20 protein-coding genes are annotated in these 17,006 nt (G+C 72.6%); 9 read left to right on the top strand and 11 right to left on the bottom strand.

All coding sequences use genetic code 11. The features are described 5' to 3' along the window. Nucleotides 1–15: 15 nt before the first annotated feature. Nucleotides 16–894, bottom strand: coding sequence for a fructosamine kinase family protein (locus ACTEI_RS36330; RefSeq protein ID WP_122981780.1), 879 nt, complete (start codon nt 892–894; stop codon nt 16–18). A gap of 56 nt (nt 895–950) precedes the next feature. Here ACTEI_RS36330 and ACTEI_RS36325 point away from each other — a divergent pair, with 56 nt between their 5' ends. Both ACTEI_RS36325 and ACTEI_RS36320 read left to right on the top strand, forming a co-directional pair. Then, on the top strand, nt 951–1,454 hold the full coding sequence (locus ACTEI_RS36325; RefSeq protein WP_122981779.1) for a GNAT family N-acetyltransferase: 504 nt from the start codon (nt 951–953) through the stop codon (nt 1,452–1,454). An 81-nt stretch (nt 1,455–1,535) separates the two neighbouring features. After that, a complete protein-coding gene (locus ACTEI_RS36320) occupies nt 1,536–2,543 on the top strand; it encodes a DUF4192 domain-containing protein (protein ID WP_122981778.1) in 1,008 nt (335 codons plus the stop codon). An 84-nt stretch (nt 2,544–2,627) separates the two neighbouring features. Here the strand turns inward: ACTEI_RS36320 and ACTEI_RS36315 are convergent, their stop codons facing one another. Further along, nucleotides 2,628–4,277: an alkaline phosphatase D family protein gene (locus tag ACTEI_RS36315; RefSeq protein WP_122981777.1), complete on the bottom strand. Its 1,650-nt coding sequence runs from the start codon at nt 4,275–4,277 to the stop codon at nt 2,628–2,630. A gap of 72 nt (nt 4,278–4,349) precedes the next feature. Beyond that, nucleotides 4,350–5,180, bottom strand: a complete 831-nt coding sequence (gene fdhD / locus ACTEI_RS36310) for a formate dehydrogenase accessory sulfurtransferase FdhD (protein WP_122981776.1) — start codon at nt 5,178–5,180, stop codon at nt 4,350–4,352. Nucleotides 5,181–5,316: 136 nt separating this feature from the next. Between fdhD and mobA the strand changes: the two genes are divergently transcribed. The 3 genes from mobA to ACTEI_RS36295 all read left to right on the top strand — a co-directional run bounded on the left by mobA (nt 5,317) and on the right by ACTEI_RS36295 (nt 7,770). Further along, nucleotides 5,317–5,898, top strand: a complete 582-nt coding sequence (gene mobA, locus ACTEI_RS36305) for a molybdenum cofactor guanylyltransferase (protein WP_122981775.1) — start codon at nt 5,317–5,319, stop codon at nt 5,896–5,898. Beyond that, entirely contained in the window at nt 5,895–6,149 is a 255-nt protein-coding gene (locus tag ACTEI_RS36300) for a DUF6457 domain-containing protein (RefSeq protein WP_122982633.1), read from the top strand. Before mobA ends, ACTEI_RS36300 begins: the two co-directional genes overlap by 4 nt. A gap of 535 nt (nt 6,150–6,684) precedes the next feature. Beyond that, nucleotides 6,685–7,770: a T3SS (YopN, CesT) and YbjN peptide-binding chaperone 1 gene (locus ACTEI_RS36295; protein WP_122981774.1), complete on the top strand. Its 1,086-nt coding sequence runs from the start codon at nt 6,685–6,687 to the stop codon at nt 7,768–7,770. Nucleotides 7,771–7,995: 225 nt separating this feature from the next. Here the strand turns inward: ACTEI_RS36295 and ACTEI_RS36290 are convergent, their stop codons facing one another. Next, the gene (locus tag ACTEI_RS36290; RefSeq protein ID WP_122981773.1) at nt 7,996–8,457 is read right to left on the bottom strand and encodes an Lrp/AsnC family transcriptional regulator; all 462 of its coding nucleotides are present in this window, start codon (nt 8,455–8,457) and stop codon (nt 7,996–7,998) included. A 68-nt stretch (nt 8,458–8,525) separates the two neighbouring features. Here ACTEI_RS36290 and ddaH point away from each other — a divergent pair, with 68 nt between their 5' ends. Together ddaH and ACTEI_RS36280 are read left to right on the top strand one after the other, a co-directional pair. Beyond that, a complete protein-coding gene (gene ddaH / locus ACTEI_RS36285) occupies nt 8,526–9,356 on the top strand; it encodes a dimethylargininase (protein WP_122981772.1) in 831 nt (276 codons plus the stop codon). Between the two features lie 42 nt (nt 9,357–9,398). Next, a complete protein-coding gene (locus ACTEI_RS36280; RefSeq protein WP_122982632.1) occupies nt 9,399–9,941 on the top strand; it encodes a bacterial proteasome activator family protein in 543 nt (180 codons plus the stop codon). Nucleotides 9,942–10,185: 244 nt separating this feature from the next. Here ACTEI_RS36280 and ACTEI_RS36275 read toward each other — a convergent pair whose 3' ends face one another. The 4 genes from ACTEI_RS36275 to ACTEI_RS36260 form a co-directional block, all read right to left on the bottom strand. Then, nucleotides 10,186–11,004 carry an HAD family hydrolase gene (locus ACTEI_RS36275; RefSeq protein ID WP_122981771.1) on the bottom strand — a complete coding sequence of 273 codons (819 nt, stop codon included), beginning with the start codon at nt 11,002–11,004 and terminating at the stop codon, nt 10,186–10,188. Next, on the bottom strand, nt 11,004–11,816 hold the full coding sequence (locus ACTEI_RS36270) for an HAD family hydrolase (protein ID WP_122981770.1): 813 nt from the start codon (nt 11,814–11,816) through the stop codon (nt 11,004–11,006). The genes ACTEI_RS36275 and ACTEI_RS36270 overlap by 1 nt, the downstream gene beginning before the upstream one ends. A gap of 108 nt (nt 11,817–11,924) precedes the next feature. After that, a complete protein-coding gene (serS, locus tag ACTEI_RS36265) occupies nt 11,925–13,181 on the bottom strand; it encodes a serine--tRNA ligase (protein WP_122981769.1) in 1,257 nt (418 codons plus the stop codon). 52 nt (nt 13,182–13,233) lie between these two features. Then, nucleotides 13,234–13,929: a hypothetical protein gene (locus ACTEI_RS36260; protein ID WP_122981768.1), complete on the bottom strand. Its 696-nt coding sequence runs from the start codon at nt 13,927–13,929 to the stop codon at nt 13,234–13,236. Nucleotides 13,930–13,995: 66 nt separating this feature from the next. Here ACTEI_RS36260 and ACTEI_RS36255 point away from each other — a divergent pair, with 66 nt between their 5' ends. Both ACTEI_RS36255 and ACTEI_RS36250 read left to right on the top strand, forming a co-directional pair. Continuing rightward, entirely contained in the window at nt 13,996–14,424 is a 429-nt protein-coding gene (locus ACTEI_RS36255) for an OsmC family protein (RefSeq protein ID WP_122981767.1), read from the top strand. Between the two features lie 194 nt (nt 14,425–14,618). Beyond that, the gene (locus ACTEI_RS36250) at nt 14,619–14,966 is read left to right on the top strand and encodes a metallopeptidase family protein (protein WP_187645870.1); all 348 of its coding nucleotides are present in this window, start codon (nt 14,619–14,621) and stop codon (nt 14,964–14,966) included. Between the two features lie 24 nt (nt 14,967–14,990). On the opposite strand, the gene ACTEI_RS39110 is transcribed toward ACTEI_RS36250, so the two are convergent. The 3 genes from ACTEI_RS39110 to ACTEI_RS36240 form a co-directional block, all read right to left on the bottom strand. Further along, a complete protein-coding gene (locus tag ACTEI_RS39110; protein ID WP_262384557.1) occupies nt 14,991–15,119 on the bottom strand; it encodes a hypothetical protein in 129 nt (42 codons plus the stop codon). 207 nt (nt 15,120–15,326) lie between these two features. Beyond that, nucleotides 15,327–16,277, bottom strand: a complete 951-nt coding sequence (gene pheA, locus ACTEI_RS36245) for a prephenate dehydratase (RefSeq protein ID WP_122981766.1) — start codon at nt 16,275–16,277, stop codon at nt 15,327–15,329. Nucleotides 16,278–16,326: 49 nt separating this feature from the next. Continuing rightward, complete coding sequence (locus tag ACTEI_RS36240; RefSeq protein ID WP_122981765.1) at nt 16,327–16,980, bottom strand: hypothetical protein; 654 nt, start codon at nt 16,978–16,980, stop codon at nt 16,327–16,329. Between the last annotated feature and the right edge of the window lie 26 nt (nt 16,981–17,006).

Genomic DNA, 17,006 nt, shown 5'->3' with positions numbered 1-17,006 from the left:
GGTAGGAAGGCGAGGTCAGCCACGCAGGACAGCCTCCGCGGCGGCGAGTACGGCGCCCCGGTAACCCGCTCCGAAGGCGGCCGTGTGGACGAGCAGAAGATGCAGTTGGTGCAAAGGAACCCGGCTCCGCCAGCCCGGTGCCAGCGGCCACTCGTCCTGATAGGCGCCGAGGATCACGTCCCACTGGGCTACCCCGCCGAACAGCGACAACGTTGCCAGATCGGTCTCCCGATGGCCGCCGTGCGCGGCCGGGTCCACCAGCCACGCACGCCCGTCCGCGCCCCACAGCAGGTTGCCCGGCCACAGGTCGCCGTGGATCCGCGCGGGTGGCTCCGCAACGGCGTACCGGTCAATGGTGTTGGCGATCTCCTCGATCAGCGCGGCGTCGGCGCCGGACAGCGCGCCGCGGTCCACGGAGATTCGCAGGTAGGGCAGCAGGCGGCGATCCGCGAACCAGGCCCCCCAGGGGCCGGCGGACGGGGTGTTGTCCAGCGGCAGCGGACCGATCCACCCGGGCCGGGGCGCGCCGAAACTCTCCGCGCCGCTGCGGTGCAGCGCGGCCAGGCCGCGCCCCAGATCCGCCGCGGCCCGGCGACTGGCGTCGCCCGGCTCGATCCACTCCATCGCGATCATCTCGGGCAGGGCGACGAAGACCTCCGGTACGGGTACGGCCTGAGCCTCCCGAAGCCACCGCAGCCCGGACGCCTCCGCGTCGAACAGCCCGTCCGGTGGCTCCCCGCCCGGCCACGACTTGGCGAACAGCGACGTCCCGTCGTCCAGAGTCAACCGGGATGCCGAGCTCACCCCGCGATGCACCGGTGTCTCCCGGATCCGTTGATGGGTGAGGAATGTCGGGAGATGCTGGGGGTGCGCGCGCAGGTACGCCAGGTCCACCCGGATATCTTGCGCTTCGGGTGACGCAAGTCTCAATCCGGAGGCAAAATGTCGGCATGGCCCCTGTCGCAGTGCGTTCGTACCGCCCCAGTGACCACGCCGCTGGCCGGCGGCTGTGGACCGAGCTCACCCGGCAGCAACACGAGATGTACGGGGAGTCGGAGGACGACGGTGGCGCCGGCTTCGAGGAGTACCTGACCAGGCTCGATCTCAGCGGCCTGTGGGTCGCCGACCACGCCGACGACGGGGTGATCGGGATGGTCGGGCTGATCATGCGGGCCCGGGCCGGCGAGGTGGAGCCGGTGGTCGTCACGGTCACCCACCGCCACAAGGGCGTGGGGCGCAAGCTGCTGCACCACGTCGCCGCCGAGGCCAAGAAGCGGAACATGACCTCGCTGACCATCTCGCCGTCCTCCCGCAACGTGGAAGCGATCCGCAGCCTTCATGCGGCCGGTTACGACGTGGTCTCCTCCATCGAGCTGACCATGGACCTGGACCGGCACGCCCACGCCTGGCAGCAGGAGGGGCTCGAACTGCAGGGGCTGCCGTTCCGCAGCTGAGGCCCAGGTCTGTGGACGAGTTGTCCACAGCGGCGGAATCTGGCACTCGCCGGCCGGGCCGCGAGGGCCAGGCTGCCCCGCATGACACCCGACTGCACCCTCGTCATCCGCACGCCCGCCGAGCTCATCGCCATCGTGCCGTTCCTGCTCGGCTACCACCCACGCGACAGTCTCGCGGTCGTCGGCCTGGTCGGCGAGCGGGTCGAGTTCACCGTCTGCCACGACCTGCCCCCGCCGGACTGGACCGATCCGGAAGCGAAGGGCGCGGCCGCCACGGTCGCCGACGCGGTGGCCCGCCAGCGGTCGCGAGCCGTGGTGATCATCGGCTACGGCTCGTTGAACCGGGTCACTCCGGCGGCGTTGCGCTGCGCCCAGGCGGTGCAGACACGACAGATCGACGTGCTCGACGTGCTCCGGGTCGCGGACGGCCGGTGGTGGTCCTTCCTCTGTGCCGGCCGGCAGTGCTGCCCGCCGGAGGGCACGCCGTGCCTGCCCGCGGACAGTGTGATCGCCGCCGAGGCAACCTTCCGCGGGCAGGTCGCGCTGCCCAGCCGGCAGGAGCTGACCGCCCAGGTGGCCGCGGTCGGCGGCGCGGAGCGCGCCGAGATGCGCCGGGCCACCGAGCGTGCCCGGCGCCGGTTCACCGACCTGCTCGCCGACGACCTGACCGCGGAGCGATACGGCCGCCTGGTGAAGCAGGCCGGACAGGCCGCGCTGCGGCTCGCCGAGAAGCGCTACCGCACCGGCGGCACCCTCAGCCCCGACGAGACCGCCTGGCTGGGCGTGCTCCTGGTGGACCGGTCGGTGGAGGACTACGCCCTGGACCGGGCCGACACGCAGGAGTGGCGGATCCGGTTGTGGACCGACGTGCTGCGGCGGGTCGAGCCGGCCTACGTCGCGCCGCCGGCCTGCCTGCTCGGCTACACCGCGTGGCAGGCGGGCCGGGGCGCGCTGGCCCGGGTCGCGGTGGACCGGGCGCTCGCCGAGGAGCCGCAGCACCAGCTGGCCGCGCTGCTGCACAACGTGCTGGGGCACGGGCTGGCCCCGCACATGGTGCGGCCGTCCCGCAAGCTCCGGCGTGCCGGATGACGCCGCCGGCCGGGCCCGACCCGGCCGGCGCCCGAGGACCGGAGAGGAGGTGGCGCGGCGATGCGGAGGAGCGCAGCGTCCCCGTCAGGGACGTTCGGTCTCCTGACGTACGGTTTCCGCCCCCGGATCCCCGGCGGCCTGGGCTCGCAGGGTGGCCGTCGGGGTCGGGTCGTCGGCGATCCGGGTCAGCCCGGGCACCCGGTCCTCGATAACGAAGCTGGCCCGGGTGTGCGCCTGCGCGCCCGGCCGGCTGACGTACGGGAGCACCACGAAATCAGCGGTCATCGCGTGCGCGGTGATCTTCGTACGGACGTAACCGCGCTGGTTGTTGTAGAACTTCAGGTGCGGGTTCCACGCCGCCCACGGGTGGTTCCCGCTCGGCACGTCGGCGCCGTCACCGGTCGAGGTGATCGAGGAGCAGACCAGCTCGGTACCCACCGTCCTCGACGTCGGGTCGTCGTAATCGAGCTTCAGCTCGTCGGCCCAGTGCGCGTGCACGTCCCCGGTGAGCACCACCGCGTTGCGCACACGCGCGTCCACCCAGCCCTGGGTGATCCGCTGCCGGGACGCCTGGTACCCGTCCCACGAGTCCATGCTGACCACCTTGAGCGGCCCGGAGTTGTTGTCCCGCTGCCCGAAGAACACCTGCTGCCCGAGGATGTCCCAACGCGCGGTGGACCGGTGGAAGCCGTCGAGCAGCCACGCCTCCTGCTCGGCGCCGGTGATCGAACGGGCCGGGTCGTACGCCGCCGCACAGTCCTTGTACCCGTCCCCGCAGCCCTGGTCGTCGCGGAACTGCCGGGTGTCGAGCATGTGGAAGGTGGCCAGCCGCCCCCACCGGATCCGCCGGTACAACTGCATGTCGACACCGCGCGGGATCGAGGTCCGGCGCAGCGGCATGTTCTCGTAGTACGCCTGGAAGGCCGCCGCCCGACGGGCCAGGAAGTTCGGGTCCGGCTGCTCGGGCACCTCGTCGGCCCAGTTGTTCTCGATCTCGTGGTCGTCGAAGACCACGGCCCACGGCGCGACCGCGTGGGCCGCCTGCAGGTCCGGATCGGCCTTGTACTGCGCGTGCCGCTGCCGGTAATTCGCCAGCGTGACGGTCTCCGGCCCCTCGTGGTCACGCGGGTTGCCGCTCGGCGCCACGTAACTGCCCGCCTGGTACTCGTACTGGTAGTCGCCCAGGTGCAGGATCAGCTCGGGCTCGTCCTCGGCCAGCCGGCGGTAGGCGGTGAAGTACCCGTGCTCGTACTGCGAGCAGGAGACGAACGACATGGCCAGGCTCCCGCCGGTGGCCCAGCGCGGTGGCGTGGTGCGGGTCCGCCCGACCGGCGAGGTGTACCGCTCGGCGTGGAAACGGTAGAAGTACTCCCGCCCGGGCGACAGCCCGTCCAGCTCCACATGCACGGCGTGTGCGGACGCCGGCCGGGCGGCCACCGCGCCACGGCGGACGATTCTGCGGAAACGCTCGTCGGTGGCGAGCTCCCAGGTCACCCGGATCACCCGGTCCGGCATACCGCCCAGGCCGTCCTCGGCGAGCGGGTTCGTGGCCAGCCGGGTCCACAGCACGAATCCGTCCGGGTCCGGGTCGCCGGACGCCACGCCCAGGGTGAACGGGTCGGAACGCAGCGGCCCCCGGTACGGCGCGGCGCTCGCGGCCAGCGGCCACAACGTGCTGGCGCCGGCGGCGCCGGCAGCGGAGCTCAGCAGCAGGGTACGTCGAGAGATCGGCATGTCCCGCAGCCTCGCCGAAATGGATGAAAGTGGATGGATATCCCGAGTGGCCGCGAAGGGAACGTCTCGTGGTCAGACCGTGACGCGGTCCACCCCGGCGTAGACGTTCATGGTCGTCCCGCGCAGGAAGCCGACCAGCGTCATGCCGGCCTCGTCGGCCAGCTCGGCGGCCAGCGTGCTGGGCGCGGAGACCGCGGCCAGCAGTGGCAGCCCGGCCATCCACGCCTTCTGGGTCAGCTCGAAACTGGCCCGCCCGGACACCATCAGCACGTGCCCGCCCAGCGGCAGCCGCCCCTCGCGCACCGCCCAGCCGATCACCTTGTCCACCGCGTTGTGCCGGCCCACGTCCTCGCGCAGCACCAGCAGCTCACCCGAGGCGGTGAACAACCCGGCCGCGTGCAGCCCTCCGGTCCGGTCGAAGGCGCGCTGCGCCGCCCGCAGCCGGGCGGGCAGCTCGGCCAGCGTGGCGGCCGGGATGCGCAACGGATCGCCGCTCACGTCGAAGCGCGACCGGGTCCGGACCGCGTCGATGCTGGCCTTCCCGCAGACCCCGCACGAGCTGGTCGTGTAGAAGTTGCGGCTGAGGTCGGTCACCGGTGGCGGGACGTGCGCGGCCAGCACGACGTCCACCACGTTGTACGTGTTCGGAGCCTCCGCCCCGGCGCAGAGCTGAGCGGTGACCACGTCCTGCGCTGCGCCGATCAGACCCTCGCTGAGCAGGAAGCCCATCGCCAGGTCGATGTCGTGCCCGGGGGTACGCATGGTGACCGCGAGCGGCTCCCGGCGCACCCGGATCTCCAGCGGTTCCTCCGCGGCGAGCTCGTCGGGCCGCCGGCGGCTGGCACCCGACGGCGCGTCCAGATCGATCCGGACCACCGGCCGCCGTGTGGTGCTCCTCGCCATGGCCGGAGCTTACGGCCCCGTTCCGCGGCGCGCTCGTGACGCGTGGCCCGGGGCCGGCGAGGGCGTGCTCTCCGAGCGCGTGGTCACGTCCGCCACCCGGTCGGGATACGGTACTCACGTGGGGGGATTTGCGGCGGTGGTCCTGGCCGGTGGTGCGGCGCGGCGGATGGGTGGTGCGGACAAGCCGACTCTGGCGGTGGCCGGCCAATCGATGCTGACCCGGGTTCTCGCCGCCGTGCACGACGCCGATCCGCGTGTGGTGGTCGGCCGGGTGTCCGCTGACCTGCCGGTTCCGGTGCACGTGACCCGTGAGGAGCCGCCCGGCGGCGGTCCGGTCGCGGCCGCCGCGGCCGGGCTCGCGCTCGTGCCGGAGACGATCGCGTATACCGCGCTGCTCGCCGCCGACCTGCCCTTCCTGACCGGTGAGGCGATCGACGTGCTGCGCCTGACCATGGAGTCGGCGCCGATGGAGGGCGCGGTCTACCGGGACTCCGACGGGCGACTGCAGATCCTCTGCGGCGTGTGGCGCACGGCCGCGCTGCGTGCGGCGATCGACCGCCTGGCCGCCCAGCGGGGCGGTCTGCACGGTGCGCCGGTGCGTGAGCTGATCGAGCAGCTCCGTGTCGCCGAGGTGTCCTGGCGTCGGCCCGGTCCGCCGCCCTGGTTCGATTGCGACACGGACGACGATCTGCGCACCGCGGAGGAATGGGCGAGATGAGCGAGCTGGACAGGTGGATGACCGCGGCCGGCGCCGAGCTCGGCGTGCCGCCGGAGGACGTGGCGGCCAAGGCGGTGCTGGACGTGGCGCGTGACGTCGCGCACAACGTGCTGCGGCCCGGTGCGCCGTTGACCACGTACCTGATGGGCATCGCTGTGGGCCGCGGCGCGGATCCCGCCGAAGCGGCCAAGCGGATCAGCGCCCTGGCCCTGGCCTGGGAGAAGCCCGCCGAGGCGGAAAAAGCCGAGTGATCCAGGCGCGCCGGCGCGGAAGCTCCGGAGCCCGGCAACTACGCCGCGCGGAAACGGCGCGCCGCGCGGAAACGCGCCGCGCGGAAACGCCGCGCGAAACCGGGCCGGCGACCCCGGCGCAAGGAATGTTGCGCCCGGCGGCCGGAACGCTGTGCCCGGCAGCCCGGCAGCCCGGCAGCCCGGCAGCCCGGCAGCCCGGCACACGGAACCCTGTGCCCGGTGGCCCGGTGGCCCGGTGGTCCGGCACACGCACTGCAGCGGCCGAACCACAGGCCTGGACCGCGGCTGACGCGGCGGACCCGCAACCCCGGAAGACCCGCGCGGATGCGCAACCGCGCCCGGCCGTCGACGCCGAGCCGGCGTGCCGATCAGCTCACCGAGCCGGCATCACCCACCGCGCCCGTCGACCCGCCCCGCCGGCAGCCGGAAAATTCCCCGATTGCCCTGGCCGTCCTGGGTGGATCGGTGCCACACCCGGAGAGGGCGTTCGCTGTCCGACGGCGCTCGATAGGGTGACGGGAACGGAGGTGCGATCATGACGGCAGAAGGCGCGGCGGGCGACTCCCCCGAGGGCGTGTTGCTCGACGAACCGACCACGGCCGACCTACGGGCGAAGGTCACCGAGGCATGGCGGGAGTTCGCCGGCGACCTGGCCGGCCTCCTGACCCGGCTCGAACCCGGCGCGCAGGTCGACCTCACGCTGGACCCGACCGCGTCCGGCACCGGCACCGCGGTCTACTCGGTGAGCATCCGTGTCCTGCCGGCCGGGGCGATCGAGGCGCTGGCGGTGGGCAACGCGGCGCTGCCGGCCGAGTTCCGGATGGACCGGGCCGCTGTCGCCGACATGGTGGCGCTCGGCTGGTCCCCGCCGGGGGTGCTCCCCGGCTCGGGTGACTTCTTCGGCGTCCGCTCCGAGCAGGAGAAGGCATCCCAGCTGGCCACCGCGGTCACCCGCACGCTCCGCGACGTGTACGGTGCCCCGCACCCCGCTTTCCTGGTCTACCGGGTGCACGACGACCAGGACGAGCCGATCGAGGCGGGCCCGCTCGCCTCCGCGCGCACCGAGGCCGGCCCGGAGAACGGGATCGATCTCGGGGACCTCGACGACGACGAGGCCTTCGCCGAGGCGGTGGCCGGCACGACCGACGAGTTGGTGCCGCTCGACGACCGGGTGCGCACGGTGATCGCCACGATGTCCAAGACCACCGTCGACCAGCTCCAGGTCGATGCGGACGGCGACATCGGCATCCGGGCCGGCTCCGCGATGGTGTTCGTCCGGGTGCGGGACAACCCGCCGCTGGTCGACGTCTTCTCGCCGATCCTGACCGAGGTCGAGCCCACCGAGCAGCTCTACGTGAAGCTGTCCGAGCTGACCAACCGGATGCCGATCGGCCGGTTGTACTGCGCGCAGGACACCGTCTGGGCGTCCATCCCGGTCTTCGGCCGCAACTTCCAGGCGATCCACCTGATGCTGGCGGTGCAGGTGATGACCGGTCTCGCCGATGAGCTGGACGATCGGCTGCACGGCGAGTTCGGCGGCAAGCGGTTCTTCGGCGAGGGCGACAAACCCGTCCCTGCGAAGGCGGAGGGCGACGAGCACCGCCCAGGCATGTACCTCTGACCCACCGCGAGCACCGCCCGGGCAGATCCCTCTGACCCGCCGCCAGCACCATCCCGGCATCTCACCGGGCCCGGCGCGGGCGCCGTCCCGGCACCGGGCCCGGAACGCCCGCCGTCCCGGCACCGTGACCGGCGCGCCCGCCGTCCCGGCACCGTGACCGGAGCGGGCGCCGTCCCGGCGCGGTGACCGGGGCGGGCGCCCCGCGACCGGCCGGTCCGCCGCCCGCTAATCCGGCAGCGCCGGCACCGCGGTCGGCGTCTCCACCAGCCGGGACAGCACCACCATGCTGCGCGTCGAGGTCACGAACGGCTCGGCCCGTAGCCGCTCCAGCGCCTGCTCCAAATGACCGATATCGGCCGCCCGCAGGTGCACCAGCGCGTCCGCCTGTCCGGAGACGGTGTACGCCCCGACCACCTCGGGATGCCGGCGTGTCGCCACGGTGATCTGCGCCGGCGTGGTGCGCCCGGTGCAGAAGAGCTCGACGAAGGCCTCGGTGGTCCAGCCGACCGCGGCCGGCTCGATGACCGCGGTGAACCCCTTGATCACTCCGGCCGCCCGCAGCCGGTCCACCCGGCGTTTCACGGCGGGGGCGGACAGCGAGACCCGGGCGCCGATCTCTGCGTACGAAGCTCGGGCATCGGCCACGAGCAACGCAATGATTCGCTGGTCCACGGCGTCCATCTGCAACGATTCGCCTCCGAGGAGCAAGGTTTCGAGCTGTTTGCTGCACCGCAGCCTACCTACGCTAAAACCTCATGAGCCAGTTGGAGCGATTGCCGCGAACGAGGACATATCTGATGTGTCCCCCGGAGCATTTCACGGTGGAGTACGCGATCAACCCGTGGATGGACCCGAACGCCGCGGTGGACGCCGAGCGGGCCCTGACGCAGTGGGAGTCGCTGCGGAGCACGCTGGTCGATCTCGGTCACGTGGTCCACGTGCTGGACGCCCGTCCCGGCCTGCCGGACATGGTGTACTCGGCGAACGGCGCGTTCTCGGTGGACGGCACCGTCTACGGCGCCCGCTTCCGCTACCCGCAGCGCGCCGACGAGGCCCTCGCCCACCGGGCGTTCTACGACTCCACCGGCACCTGGAAGTTCGTCGCCGCGCAGCACGTCAACGAGGGCGAGGGCGACTTCGCGTACCTTCCCGCGGCGTACGGCGGCATCGTCCTGGCCGGCTACGGCTTCCGCACCGAACCGGCCGCGCACGCCGAGGCGCAGGAGGTGCTGGGCCGCCCGGTGATCTCGCTGCGCCTGGTCGACCCGGCCTTCTACCACCTGGACACCGCGCTCGCCGCCCTCGACGACCGGCACGTCACCTACTACCCCGGCGCGTTCTCGCCGGCCTCGCAGCAGGTGCTGGCCCAGCTGTTCCCGGACGCGGTGCTCGCCGACCGGGCCGACGCCGAGGCGTTCGGGCTGAACCTGGTCAGTGACGGCCGGCACGTGATCCTCAACACCGATGCGATCGGCATGGGCCGCAAGGTCCGCGACGCCGGATATCAGCCCGTCCACGTGGACCTTTCCGAGCTCAAGCGCGGTGGCGGCAGCGTGAAGTGTGCGGTCGCGGAATTGCGCGCTTGACCGCGCGGGCACCTTTGGACCCGGTGCGCAAAGATGGACCGCATGACCGACGACCCCCGCACCACTGAGCACAAGGAAGACGGCTCCGTCATCGTCATGGGCCCGGACGGCCGCCCGATGGGCACCATCGAGCAGGACGGCACGATGAGCCCGGAGGAGCCGGGCAACCTCATCGAGCAGCCGGCCAAGGTCATGCGCATCGGGAGCATGATCAAGCAGCTGTTGGAGGAGGTGCGGGCCGCTCCGCTGGACGAGGCGAGCCGTGGCCGCCTGCGGGAGATCCACCAGCGTTCGATCAAGGAACTGGAGGACGGGCTCGCCCCCGAGCTGCGCGAGGAGCTGGAGCGGCTGTCCCTGCCGTTCGAGGCGGAGACCCCGCCCAGCGAGGCCGAGCTGCGGATCGCCCAGGCGCAGTTGGTCGGCTGGCTGGAAGGCCTCTTCCACGGCATCCAGGCGGCCCTCGTCGCCCAGCAGATGGCCGCCCGCCTCCAGTTGGAGCAGATGCGCGGCGGCGGCCAGGGCCGCCCGGCGCTCCCGATGGGCATCCCGGGCAAGCCCGAGCGGCCCACCGGCCAATACCTTTGACCCCATTCCGGGGTACGCCTTACCCGTTTCGTCCGTAGGCTTCGCAGCCACGCCCCGTGGCCACCCGCCCGCGACGTCCGCGCAGCCCCGGCCGCAGCCGCGCGCCGGGGCCCGCGCACCGCGGCGCACCCGGTCACCGAGGCCTGCGGGCGGGACTCCCGGATTCGTACCGGGGAAGAGCACGGACCGGAAGCCGGCCGCCGACCGTGCGCCGGGCGCGGTCCGCCACCGGCGCGCCGGGCTGCTACAGGTTGAAGACTTTCTGCAGGTAGACGGCGACCCCGTCGGCCTCGTTCGTGCCGGTCACGTCATCCGCGACGGCGCGGACCGCGGGATGGGCGTTTCCCATCGCCACGGCATGGCCCGCCCAGGTCAGCATCGGGATGTCGTTGGGCATGTCGCCGAACGCGATGACCTGCGACGCGGTGACCCGCTCACGGTCGCAGAACCAGGCCAGGCCGGCCGCCTTCGTCACCCCGGCCGCGGAGATCTCCACCAGCGCCGACGACGACGAACGGGTCGCCTCGGCGACGCCGCCGAGGGCCTTGCTGACCAGCTCCAGGAAGTCGTCCGGATCGGCGGTCGCCGAGCGGGCCAGCAACTTCACCGCCGGCGCCGACGTTAGATCCGCCGGGGTGCCGATCACCCGGACGCGCGGGTCGGTCCAGCGCAGCGGCCAGGTCGGCTCGTGCCGGAAGGCGCGGCCGTCGTCGATCTCCACCGCCAGTGACATGTCCGGCACCGCGTCGCGCAGCCGGCGCGTGACATCGACCAGCAGCTCGCTGGAGAGCGGCTCGGTCCGCAGCACCTCGTCGGTGTGCGGGTCGTAGATCACCGCACCGTTCGCGCAGACCGCGGGGAGCGGCGCGGGCAGCTGGTCGTAGAGCTGTTCGAGCCAGCGCAGCGGGCGGCCGGTCACCAGCACCACCGGCACGGGCAGAGCGCCCAGCACCTCGATGGTCCGGGGACTGAGCCGGCGGTCGTCGTCGATGAGGGTGCCGTCGATGTCGGTCGCGACCAGTCGGAGATCCGGTTCGGCGCCGCGGCTGGGGGAAGCTGCCATCACCTCGACAATAGCCCGTCCAGAAAGACCGCCACGCCGTCCTGGTCATTGGTGAGCGTCACCTCGTCGGCGGCCGCGAGCAGGTCGGGGTGCGCGTTCGCGACGGCCACCCGGCCCCACCCGGCCCAGGCGAACATCGGCAGGTCGTTGGGCATGTCGCCGAAGACCAGCACGTCCGCCGGGTCGACGCCGACGGTCTCGGCGACCACCGCCAGGCCGGTGCCCTTGTCCACGTTCGCCGGGCAGATCTCCAGGTAGTTCAGGCCGGCCTGGGTCACCGTGGCCACCTCCGGCGGCACGGTCCGGCGGGCGATCGCCAGCAACTCGTCCACGTCGTGCCGGAAGGACCGGGCGAACGCCTTGATCACGTCGCCGGTCAGGCACTCGGCCCGGGTGCGCGCCTCGACGGTGACCGGGTATCGCCAGGTCGGGTCGTAGTCGCCCCAGAGCGGGGAGTCGTCGTGCTCCAGCGCCTCGAACATCACCGACAGCGGGCCGGCCGCCGCCTCCAGCCGGGCCAGCACCTCGGCCAGCCGCCAGCCGGGCAGCCGCGACTGGCGCAGGTAGCGTGACTCGGCCTGGTCGAGCACCCAGCCGCCCTGGGCGAGCACCAGATAGTCGGCGACCCGGATGTCGTTGCGGGTCAGCGAGGTGAGCCGGGGACCTCGGCCGGTGGCGGCGACGATCCGGATGCCGGCTGCCCGCACCCGGTCCAGCACCTCGTGCGTGTAGGCGGAGACGGTGTCGTCACTGCGGACCAGCGTGCCGTCGAGATCCGTGGCGATCAGCTTCGGCAGCCCGGGCTTGACCATGGATACCTCCGTGGGTTCGGCGACCCCCGCGGAGGGCGGAAGGAGAACGGTACACCCGCCCGGCCACCAGCGACCATGACATCGGGTGACCGGGCGGTGTCGAGATCGTTATCGGGCGGGTTCGAGTACGTCCCGGCCGCCCAGGAACGGCTGCAGGGCCTTGGGCACCCGCACCGATCCGTCCGGCTGCTGGTGGTTCTCCAGGATCGGGATCAGCCACCGGGTGGTCGCCAGGGTGCCGTTGAGCGTCGCGGCGATCTGCGGTTTGCCGTTCTCGTCGCGGTACCGGATGTTGAGCCGGCGCGCCTGGAACGTGGTGGTGTTCGACGTCGACGTCACCTCGCGGTAGCGGCCCTGCGACGGCACCCACGCCTCGCAGTCGAACTTGCGCACCGCGCTGGACCCGAGATCGCCGGCGGCCACGTCGATCACCCGGTACGGGATTTCGACCTTGGCCAGCATCTCCTCCTCCATGGCGAGCAGGCGCCGGTGCTCGTCGGCGGCCTGTTCCGGGCGGCAGAACGAGAACATCTCCACCTTGTCGAACTGGTGGACGCGCAGGATGCCGCGCACGTCCTTGCCGTGCGAGCCGGCCTCCCGGCGGTAGCACGACGACCAGCCCGCGTACCGGCGCGGCTCGTCGAGATCGATGATCTCGTTCGAGTGGTACGCGGCGAGCGCCACCTCCGAGGTGCCGACCAGGTAGAGGTCGTCGGCCTCCAGGCGGTAGACCTCGCTGGCGTGCGCCCCGAGGTAACCGGTGCCCTCCATCGACTCGGGCCGGACCAGGGTCGGCGTGATCGACGGGATGAACCCGTGCTCCACCGCCTGCTGGATGGCCAGCTGCAACATGCCCAGCTGCAGCAGCGCGCCGACGCCGGTGAGGAAGTAGAACCGCGATCCGGACACCTTCGCGCCGCGCTCGGTGTCGATGGCGCGCAGCGCCTCACCGATCTCCAGGTGGTCCTTCGGCGCCGTGATGTCCGGGATGTCGCCGACCGTGCGCAGCACCACGAAATCGTCCTCGCCGCCGGGCGGGGCGCCCTCGACCACGTTGGGCACGGCGAGATGCGCGCGCTTGAGCGCCTGCTCGGCCTCGGTCGCGGCGGCCTCGGCGGCCTTCACCTCGGCGGCCAGCTCCTTGGTACGGGCCAGCAGCGCGGCCCGCTCGTCACCGGAGGCCTTCGCGACGTCCTTGCCGATGGACTTCTGCTCCGCGCGGACCGTCTCGAACCGCTGGGTCGCGGCCCGGCGCTCCTCGTCGGCACGCAGCAGCTCGTCCACGAGCTCGGTGGACTCACCGCGCAGCCGCTGGCTGGCGCGGATCAGTTCGGGGTCGTCACGAAGCAGACGCAGGTCAATCACGGTTGTCGAGCCTACCGGCGTCCCGGTCCGATCATCACCCGGATATCCCCCGTCATCCGGATCGGTGCGGACGGTCGAGGTCGGCGGTGTGCGACGCGAACGGCGCGGTCGGCGTGATGCTCAGGTCCAGCGGGGCGCCGGACACCGGTTCGGCGGGCTCCCGGTGACGCCACCGGGGCGTGCCGGCCGGGCCGGACTCCCGCCCGGCCAGCCGCAGCGCGATCAGGGCCGCGGCCACCGCGGCCAGCGCACACCACAGGCCCCGCCCGTACGCCACCTCCAGCTTCTCCGCCTGCAGCTGGGCCGTGTAGAAGCGGGAGACCAGCCGGCTCTGGTCGTCCAGCATCGGCACCAGGGCCAGCAGCAGCGCGCCGAGCACCCCACCGGCGCCGGAACCGGCCAGCCTCGCGTACCCGCGGCCGGCCGCCGGGCCGAAGAGCGCCAGCAGCACCGCGATCGTCAGCAGGAGCAGACCCATCACGTACGCCGCACCGAGCGCGCCCAGGTCGAGCAGGTCGGCCGGCAGCATCCGGGCGGCCCCCACCTCGTCGTCACCCAGGTCCAGGCCGTCGACCGTGGTCACCTGCCACTCCGAGACCAGGGACGCGAACGCGGCGACCGCGCCCAGCCCGGCGACCAGCGGGGCGAGCCGGCGGTCGGCCCCGAGCTCGCGCAACCGGCCCGCGAAGCGCCCACCCGGGGCCCCGTCGGGCTCCGCAGGACCGAATGCGACCACCGTCTCCGACATGCGCTCCATGATGGCCCCTGCGGTGTCGGCCTTCCAGGGAACCTCGCATGGGCTAGCGTTTCGTTCATGCCTATTCGTTCTGCCACGGCTCGTTGGGAAGGGAACCTCACCGAGGGTTCCGGCACGGTCAAGACCGGTAAGGGTGGCCTGCAGGGGAATTACTCCTTCAAGTCACGGTTCGAGGAGGGTGAGGGGACGAACCCGGAGGAGCTGATCGCGGCGGCCCACTCCGGCTGCTTCTCGATGGCCTTCTCGAAGGGCCTCGCCGACGCGGGCTTCACGCCCAATTCGGTGGAGACCGTCGCCAAGGTGCACATGGACAAGACCGATGCCGGCTTCGGCGTCTCCCGCATCGACCTCGAGACGGTCGGGGACGTGCCCGGCATCGACGACGCCACGTTCCAGAAGATCGCCGCGGACGCCAAGGAGAACTGCCCGATCTCGCGGCTGCTCAGCCCGGGCGCGGCGATCAGCCTCTCCGCGAAGCTCGCCTGACCGCTCCTCCGGTGTGCCGGCGCGGCCTCCTCGGTCGCGCCGGCTTTCCACCCCACACATGCCCCGCCGGGCCTGCCGGTCCTGCCCCCGCTGGGCGGACCCCACGGTGCGGGCCGCCGTGGCGCGGCCGGGTGAGACCGTGCCGGCAACACAGGATCGGTTCAGCAACAGCGGGCACAATGTCCCCTGTGCCGGTGGACATGAGTCGGGAACGCTTCGAGGAACTGGTCGGGGAGGCCCTCGACGAGGTCCCCGTCGAGCTGCTGTCCCTGATGAACAACGTGGTGTTCCTGGTCGAGGACCTCCCGCCGGACGGCAGCGAGGACCTCCTGGGGCTTTACGAGGGCACCGCGCTCACCGACCGCGGCTGGGACTACGCCGGCGCCCTGCCCGACCGGATCACCATCTACCGCCTGCCCACGCTGCGCGTCTGCGACACCGACGAGGACGTGGTCGACGAGGTCGCGGTCACCGTGGTGCACGAGATCGCCCACCACTTCGGCATCGACGACCAGCGGTTGCACGAGCTCGGCTGGGCGTGAAGCCGTTCCGCGAGCCGGCCGGGGTCAGAGCCGCCCGCAGAGCGTGAACTCGCCGACGAGCGTCTGCAGAGTGCCGGTCACCTGGGCGAGCTCCTCGGCTGCCTGCTCCGACTGCTGTACCAGCTCGGTGGTGGTCCGCGCCGCGGCGGTCACGGCGCCGATCCGCCGATCCGCCGGGACCCGGCGGCGGCCTCGCCGACGTTACCGTTGATCTCGTTCGTGGTGGCGGTCTGCTCTCGACCGCCGAGGCGATCGTGGTCTGGTGACTGCCGATCTGGCGGATCACGTCGGCCACCTCCCGGAGGGCACGGAAAGCCTCGGTGAGCGGCTCGGCGCTGGTCCCTGCGCCGAACCGGTCGGTCAGCTAGCCGATTCGCCGGCGCGCACCCGGGACAGCCACGCGGCGGAGTCGGCGAAGTCCGCGTCGGACAGCCCGGCCGGCGCCCGTACCGGCGTCTCCGGCTGCAGCCGGTGCCGGGCGTAACTGCCCAGGAAGCGGACCTCCGCGCAGATCCGGCGCAGCCCCTGCAGGGCCTCGCCGACGCGGGCCTCGGCGACGTGGCCGGTGCAGTCCAGGAAGAAGAAGTACGTCCCCAGCTGCTCACCGGTCGGCCGGGACTCGATCCGCGACAGGTTGACCCCGCGTACCGCCAGCTCGGTGAGCACCGCGAGGAGCGCGCCGACCTGGTCGTGCCGGATCGAGACGGCCAGCGAGGTGACGTCGTCACCGGTCGGCGGCGGGGGCGGCGCAGGCCGGGTGAGCAGCGCGAACCGGGTGACCGCCTCGGAACGGTCGGCCACCTTCTCGGCGAGCACGGTGAGCCGGTTGCGGGCCACGCCGATCGGGGCGCAGAGGGCGGCGTCGTACTCCCCGGCGGCGGCGCTGAGTGCCGCGGCGGCGTTGGACAGCACGTCGATCACCACCGCGTCCGGCACGTTGGCCTGCAACCAGCGCCGGCACTGCGCGGAAGCCTGCGGGTGCGCCGCGATGGTGCGCAGCGCGGCGAGGGGTTTCAGCGCGTCCGCGCCGAGAAGGAACTCGACCGGCAGCAGCACCTCCCGCGTGATCATCAGCGGGCTGCCGGTGACCAGCTCGTCCAGGGTGACCGGGACCGCCCCGCCCACCGAGTTCTCCAGGGGGACGAGCGCGGCGTCGGCCTCGCCGCAGCGGACGGCCTCGAGCGCTTCCGGCACGCTGCGCGCGGGAGTGCGCAGCCCGTGCTCGGCGGCCGAGATGGTGCGCAGGGCCGCCTCGGTGAAGGTGCCTTCCGGGCCGAGGTAGGTGAAGCGGGTGGGCGGCGTTCCGGGCATTGCGCCAGTCTATGGCGGGAGGTGGCCGCCCGGCCCGGCCGTCCCGCCTTCAGAAGCCGCAGACCAGCACCCGGATGCCGGCCGGGGCGGTGGTCTGCACCTCGGCGTTGCAGACGTCGGTGCCGGCCGCGACCAGGTGCAGCGTGCTGCCTCTGCCGGTGGCGACGACCATCAGCGGCTCCAGGTCGTCGCTGCCCTGCCCGGCGAGCTCCAGGGCGGTGAACGACCAGGTCCCGGAGCACCGCGGCCCGTCCTGCACCCGCAGCGTCGCGGCCGGGATCCCGGACTTGGCCTTCTCCCTGACCAGCGCCAGGATCTCCGCCCCGGTCGGCTGCCCTGAGCAGCGCGGGGCGTGCGCCGGGGTGGGCGTCGGGGACTTGGTCAGCGGCGCGGCGGTCGGCGCCGTGGTGCGCGGATACGCCGGGGTGGTGAAGGTCGGCACGGCGACCGGATAGGTGGTGGGCACCCCGCCCGGATAGGTGGTGGGCACCCCGCCCGGCACGGCGGCCGTCGGCGCCAGGGTGGGGTAGACCGGCGGCGGCAGGTACGCCGACGCGGCGCCGGACGGCTGCCCGCCGGACGGCTGTGGGCTCAGCGGGGACAGCGGGGGACTCGTCGGCAGCGGCTTCGGCGGGGCCCCGCAGGCCGCGGTCAGCAGCAGCGCGCCCAGGGCCAGGGTGATGTGGGGTGTGCGGGGGAACACGCGCTCATGGTAGGAGCCGCGCCCGG

This window comes from Actinoplanes teichomyceticus ATCC 31121 (assembly GCF_003711105.1).
In the GTDB taxonomy this organism is placed as follows: Bacteria; Actinomycetota; Actinomycetes; order Mycobacteriales; family Micromonosporaceae; genus Actinoplanes; species Actinoplanes teichomyceticus.
The sequence above is the reverse complement of the archived record's forward strand: the minus strand, read 5'-3'. Positions and strand labels throughout refer to the sequence as shown.